8 protein-coding genes are annotated in these 6,008 nt (G+C 46.5%); 5 read left to right on the top strand and 3 right to left on the bottom strand.

The features are described from left to right. Nucleotides 1–140 precede the first annotated feature (140 nt). Entirely contained in the window at nucleotides 141–326 is a 186-nt protein-coding gene (locus QUA57_RS27965) for a hypothetical protein (RefSeq protein WP_333065036.1), read from the top strand. A 269-nt stretch (nucleotides 327–595) separates the two neighbouring features. Here QUA57_RS27965 and QUA57_RS27960 read toward each other — a convergent pair whose 3' ends face one another. Next, entirely contained in the window at nucleotides 596–1,510 is a 915-nt protein-coding gene (locus QUA57_RS27960) for a peptidoglycan DD-metalloendopeptidase family protein (RefSeq protein WP_445304516.1), read from the bottom strand. A 316-nt stretch (nucleotides 1,511–1,826) separates the two neighbouring features. Here QUA57_RS27960 and QUA57_RS27955 point away from each other — a divergent pair, with 316 nt between their 5' ends. Continuing rightward, a complete protein-coding gene (locus tag QUA57_RS27955) occupies nucleotides 1,827–3,047 on the top strand; it encodes an HhoA/HhoB/HtrA family serine endopeptidase (RefSeq protein WP_333065038.1) in 1,221 nt (406 codons plus the stop codon). Between the two features lie 305 nt (nucleotides 3,048–3,352). Here the strand turns inward: QUA57_RS27955 and QUA57_RS27950 are convergent, their stop codons facing one another. Beyond that, nucleotides 3,353–3,700 carry a DUF760 domain-containing protein gene (locus tag QUA57_RS27950; protein WP_006635907.1) on the bottom strand — a complete coding sequence of 116 codons (348 nt, stop codon included), beginning with the start codon at nucleotides 3,698–3,700 and terminating at the stop codon, nucleotides 3,353–3,355. 42 nt (nucleotides 3,701–3,742) lie between these two features. Beyond that, nucleotides 3,743–4,258, bottom strand: a complete 516-nt coding sequence (scpB, locus tag QUA57_RS27945; RefSeq protein WP_333065039.1) for an SMC-Scp complex subunit ScpB — start codon at nucleotides 4,256–4,258, stop codon at nucleotides 3,743–3,745. Nucleotides 4,259–4,566: 308 nt separating this feature from the next. Here scpB and QUA57_RS27940 point away from each other — a divergent pair, with 308 nt between their 5' ends. The 3 genes from QUA57_RS27940 to QUA57_RS27930 form a co-directional block, all read left to right on the top strand. Next, complete coding sequence (locus tag QUA57_RS27940; protein ID WP_333251506.1) at nucleotides 4,567–4,914, top strand: hypothetical protein; 348 nt, start codon at nucleotides 4,567–4,569, stop codon at nucleotides 4,912–4,914. A gap of 230 nt (nucleotides 4,915–5,144) precedes the next feature. Beyond that, nucleotides 5,145–5,363, top strand: coding sequence for a hypothetical protein (locus QUA57_RS27935; RefSeq protein ID WP_333065042.1), 219 nt, complete (start codon nucleotides 5,145–5,147; stop codon nucleotides 5,361–5,363). A 454-nt stretch (nucleotides 5,364–5,817) separates the two neighbouring features. Further along, nucleotides 5,818–6,008: hypothetical protein (locus QUA57_RS27930; protein ID WP_333065043.1), on the top strand; the 191-nt coding region annotated here is incomplete at its 3' end.

Here is a 6,008-nt window from a genome sequence, read left to right as displayed (position 1 = left end):
CAGTTAAATCCCGAGGGCGCGCATCAGCAAATAGCCCAATCCCCTAATTTATTATTCCGACAATAAATCCGCCCTGCGTCTACACAAACGATGTCCGCCTACGCGGACGAAGAGGGTATTCGGAGATTGAAAATCATCGGGTGAAATCTTCAACCCGCGAAGGCGGGTTTTGTCTGTGTAGCCGCGGTTTCAACCGCCGGGGTTTTTGGGTTTCAACCGCCGGGTTTTTTGTGGATGGGCGATCGGGTTTTTGGTGGATCTGCGATCGGGTTTTTTGTGGATGGGCGATCGAATTTGAGAGAAATGTCCGAGCGGGCAATAAGTAGTTAACCAATAATGGATTAATGGGAACCCGATTAGTGTGATCGTTACTTGTTTCTCGGGTTGTATCAGCTTCAAAAAAATTGTGAGTAAAATAACCTGGGTTGCATCATTTGTTTTTATAAATGAGTCTGGTCAAATGTTGGTAACATATTTTTTGGGATAGGCAAGCGTGTAACAATTATGCGGCCTATCTTTTTTTACCACCACACAGATCAATCCTTACCCCGTCTAGATTTAGGGCGGGTTGTCACCCCCCAGCACACTAACAATCCTATTTTTTAAGAGTCGCTTGCAAATAAAGCAGCGGGTCTTCAGCAACCCAACCCAAACCCGAATTGTACCGAACTTCAAAATGCAAATGAGATGGCGGAATGTCGCGTTTTCCAGTCGTCCCCACAGTTCCCAAAACTTCTCCAGACTGCACTTTTTGACCGACTTTTACCGCAATATCTTTCAAATGAGCGTAGCGCGTTTGCTTCCCCGCTTGATGGTTCACCACCACTAAATTCCCGTAATCCCCCTGGGGCCCTGCAAACGCGACAGTCCCCTCGCCCGTTGCTAAAACCTGCGTACCCTCCGACGCCAAAAAATCTACGCCGCTGTGGAAAAAAAATTCGCGCCGCGCCGGATGCAATTGCCGCCCGTAACGCAAAGCTTCCACTGCAGGGGCGGGCAGCGGAAATCCTTGCACCGATGGCGTTGCATCGGGATTGATAGAAGGCCCGATCGACCTATTCACCGCTGGCACAAACACCGTTTTCCCCAAAGGTCTGCACCCATTCGCCTCAAATAGCAAATCTGCGGGCACTTTGTAAGCTTCTGCCAGTTTTTGCCAATTCCAGCCCGCAGGCACTTCTACCTCGATGCCACTGTACGGAGGAATGACGATCGCACTTCCAGCAGATACTTCACCGCCCCGCAAAGTCGGATTTATCCCGATCAGCGCCGCAGGAATCACATTGTACTGCCGTGCGATGCTTTCTATTGTTTCGCCCTGGGCCACAGTATGGCGGCGCAACCGAGACATAGCCGGACTCGGGCAATCGCGGGCGGGGTCAGGGTTTTCTACAAGTATACCTGAAGGAAGATTTGCAGGTGGGATCTCGGTATTTGCCGCCGTTTGCCCAACGGGTGCGATCGACCAAATTAGTGCAGAAATCACCGGAAATAAGCGTTTAAACCTCATTATCTACAGAAAAAAGTATTCATTTGGGACAGTTGACAATTTTAAAATCCTGTGAAGCTTCATATTTACAACCTCTAGCCACCCCCCAGACTGTAAATCCCAGCCTAAGCCAAGTTAGGATGAGAATTATTAGTTAGAGTCGCTCTTGGCAAATCCGGCAAAATTGCCTGTGATGCCCATCAGCGCCAGCCAGTTAACAGCTATGTTCTTGAGGAAGCGGTACGCCCCGCCCCGCTTCCTTCCCGTCACCAAGACAAAAACGCTTGTTGATTCCGAACGTGTCTGCGGGGATGAGGTATCTAGCGGGAGTTATTAAATGAGTTTATCTTTTAAGCAAACGACCCTTTATGTGACTTTGCTGTCAATCGGCGGAGGTATGGGATGGTTGGGAAATCGCTATCTGCAAGGCTCAAACAATCTGGAAACCGGATTGGTTTTGCCAGTAGTACGCCAGCAAATCCCCCCCTATCCCTCTCCTCCAGTTCTGGAAAATCGGGCGGTCGATCGCAGCAACCCCAATTTTATTGCTGAAGCAGCCGAAAAAGTCGGCCCGGCTGTAGTGCGGATTGACGCATCGAGCAAGGTGGCGAATCAAGTGCCCGAAGCATTCAAAAATCCTTTGTTTCGTCGGTTTTTTGGGGAAAATTTGCCGCAGCCGGAAGAACGAACCAAGAGAGGTACGGGTTCCGGGTTTATTCTCACTTCTGACGGCCGCATAGTTACTAATGCTCACGTTGTCTCGGGGACGGATACTGTCAAGGTGACACTCAAAGACGGCCGCGAGTTTGAGGGTAAGGTGCAGGGAGTAGATCCGCTGACGGATGTCGCTGTGGTTAAGATTAATGCTAAGGAACTGCCGCAGGTGGCTTTGGGTCGATCGGACAATATTGTACCGGGACAGTGGGCGATCGCGATCGGCAATCCTTTAGGTCTCGACAATACCGTGACTGTGGGCATTATCAGCGCTACGGGTCGATCGAGTTCCCAAGTCGGCATCCCCGACAAGCGAGTCCGCTTCATCCAAACCGACGCCGCCATCAACCCGGGCAATTCTGGTGGCCCCCTGCTCAATGACCAAGGCGAAGTAATTGGCATCAATACCGCCATTCGCGCCGACGCTCAGGGCTTGGGATTTGCAATTCCGATCGAAACCGCCAAACGAGTTTCCGATCAGTTATTTGCCAAAGGTAAAGCGGAACATCCCTATCTCGGCATTCAAATGGTCAGCTTGACGGCAGCCACCAAAGCAGAACTCAACAAACAGCTCGACAATAATAAAATTACGCTCGATCAAGGCGTAGCCGTGACGCGAGTCGTAGAAAATTCCCCCGCTCAAAAAGCCGATTTGCGCGCCGGAGATGTCATTCAAAAAGTTGACGGAATTGCAGTCAACACTCCCGGGGACGTGCAAGAACGGGTGGAAAACACTGTTGTAGGCAAAGAACTCGAACTGGAAATTAACCGTTTGGGTCAAGTTCAGAATATAAAAGTACGTCCGGGTGCTTTTCCCCTATCGGGTAGCTCCGCCGGTGGGTAATACGATTTGAGATTTTCGGTTACAGAAGTGGGAATTACTTACGGGATAAGGATTTGGAGCTTACCTACCGTTGCATTTTTTTGGGAAACTGCTATTAGTGGCAAACCGTGGACGATGAAAGATAAATCTGATGCTTTATAGTCCTGGATGCAGCAACCGGGTTTTTTCACCAAAATCCTCAGTGTAGGGCGAGGGATACCCGGTTAACAGCCCGGTTTCTTAATTCCCTGTGCCTCCATGATTCAGGATTATGGGTTTTTCTGAACAACTTTCATCTTTCTGGCTTCCCCAACCCGTTGATCTTTTTACTTGTCTTTGGGCGAGTTGGGTTGAATCGAGCTGGTGCTTGCTAAATTTTCTTCTAGGTGCATCCTCTGCTCCATTTGCCTCAAAAAATAGCCTGTCATCATCGCTGAAGCTAGCAAACCTGCTAAGTTTTCGCGGTCAGTGGTAATTTCGACGTTAAAATTTTCTGAAGGCAAAACGCCGACAAGTCCTTGAACGTTATGAGAGATTATTTCTCTGATGTCGGGGCTGACGGACTTGGCGACTCGGGCTAGAACCTCCGGGGATTGGTGTTGGAGGTACTTCAGCAGTGGATTGACTGCAGTTTGTTGGGCATTGGATGTGTCAAAGTCAGGGTGAAAAACCATTTGGCGATTCTTAATTTCTGGCTGGTTACATTCTACTTCAAACTACTCGTCATTGCTTGGGTACAAATTTGCCTGAAAGTCAATTTGCAATTGTTTTGGCAGTTGGTCTACTTGAAAGTACCGATGAAATTTCTCGGTAACTTGTAACCAATACGACCGCCCCTCCGCCGATCGCCGTTTGCGGACGAAACCCATTTCTACAAGTTCCTGCACTTGTTGGTAAGCTCCTGAACCTCGCAAGTTAACTAAATCTGGCTGAGCGATCCCGCCTTTGAGGGCGATCGCAGCCAGCGTCCGCAAAGCTCCCACACCTAATTCTGGAGGTATTAAAGTTTGCATTAAACTGGCAAACTCTTCTCGGAGTTGCAGGCTGTATCCTGTGGGGGTTTCGACGACTTCTAATGCACTGTCGCGGTGGGACGAGTCAGACATCAGTTCGATGATGGCGTCTTCGGCTTCGGCTCGATCGCACTTGGCAATCTCGGCAATTTCTGCGATCGACACTGGCTGACCTTTTAGGTAAAGTATGGCTTCTATTGTGGTGGCTAAGCGAGTCATTTGGGAATTAGTAACGAGGAATTGGGACGTTGAAAGAAAGAGGAAGAAGCAAGGAAGAAGAAGGACTCAGGAAAACAACAGTTATCCGTATTTCGGTAACTTCCGTGTCGTGAATAATGAGAGTTAGGAATAAACATTCCCCTTACACAAATTATTAATAGTGTAGGTTAGGTTGAGAACAAAACCTACACTATTAATTTTATTTTTTTATATCAGTTCGAGACGCAAAAATATATAACGTTTCTGGCTCTCCTGAGCTTATGGTAAAATATATCAACCAATACAGAGGACGGGGTTATGACCGATTTTTGGAAAAAAAAGATGGGGTCAGTCTTGTTAAGAAGCCCCATCATTTAAAAATGTTACCTCAATCAGACCAAATTTGTTTCCAACAGCAGCTCAAAAACGCTGAATACTTGACTCTGACTATTTTAGTTTTTCAGCTCCCAACCCATAAACAAGTGAGTATTGAGTTATTGGCGAAATTGATGCCATCCCCTATCATGTTTGAGAGCCGACGACGTTCTATTCAACGATTTCTTAAGGTACCTATCCTCAAGATTGAAAAGCTTTGGTTTCTTCTGCTTAAATATATCTGGAGAAGTCAATTTAAAAATAAACAAGAGTTGAAGGTCGCGATTGATAAAACGCAGTGACCAGATAACAATCTGTTGATGATTAGCCTGATTGGGGACAAGAGAGCTTTACCATTGTACTGGCAGATATTGCCTTTGCTGTGGCTGTAGCAACCTCCGAGAACAACAAAGCTTAATCTGCCCCATTCTTGGTCTGCTAAAAATTTATAAAATTGTCCTTTTAGGAGACGCCTGAATTTCCGAGGGTTAAGCTTGCAAGTGGGCTGTGTGAAAAGAACATAAGGTTTGTTTTGAGAGTAAAACAGGGACGCTATATTCAAGAAGAAGGAGAGGAATTTAAGCGGTTAAGTGAGTGTGGTTTAGTACCAGGTACGAGCTTTTATTTGACCGGAGTTAAAATCAGCAGCAAGTATTGGGATGTTTTGATGTCGCTGGTTATGGGCAAAGAAAATATTGAAATAGTGGCGAAGATGAAGGCTGGTATTTACTCACCAATATCGGCAAATTGAAACTAGCTGTAACAGCGTGTAAATGTCGCAGTCGTATCGAAGCAATGTTTAAGGACTGTCAAACAGTCTGCTATAATCTTCAAAAAAGTTACCGTTGTGACGACCGCCTAAAAACTTTAATATAAAACTTTAATATTCTTAATAGCTTTAGCTTATAGTTGTAGGATTTTACAAAGACACAAGCTCAAGCTTATGAGAATTCAGAAATACATCGGTCGCCTTACTGATGCGATGCGAGCGCAACAACGTCATAGTAGCTTTTGGATTGGATGATACAGCCAATCGTGGGCGGAGCGAAGCGGAGGGAGCTTTGCCATGCAACTATTGCGGAATTGATGAAAATTAGACGCAATCAGCTCCTCTTCTCTCAGAGAGGTTTGAGGGCTATGTCATTAATTTTATCCAGCTTTTGACTTTTCTTGTCACTGCGTCAGGAGGTTTTATTTAAAAGTAGTTGGAAGGATTGAAATATGGTCTATCTGCAACCTGGGCGTTTAACAACCGAGTTCAGGATGGAAGCGGATTGGTGCAACTGCGTCTTTCTAGAGACAAAAAAAAAATAAGGGAAAAAAACGCTGAAGACTGCAGAGAATTAAGTCATCATCCTTACCATGTAGAAAGAGAGGTCAAGCCCTCGGTCTATTA

The sequence above is a fragment of the Microcoleus sp. Pol7_B2 genome, from assembly GCF_036701035.1.
Lineage (GTDB): Bacteria > Cyanobacteriota > Cyanobacteriia > Cyanobacteriales > Microcoleaceae > Microcoleus.
The sequence above is the reverse complement of the archived record's forward strand: the minus strand, read 5'-3'. Positions and strand labels throughout refer to the sequence as shown.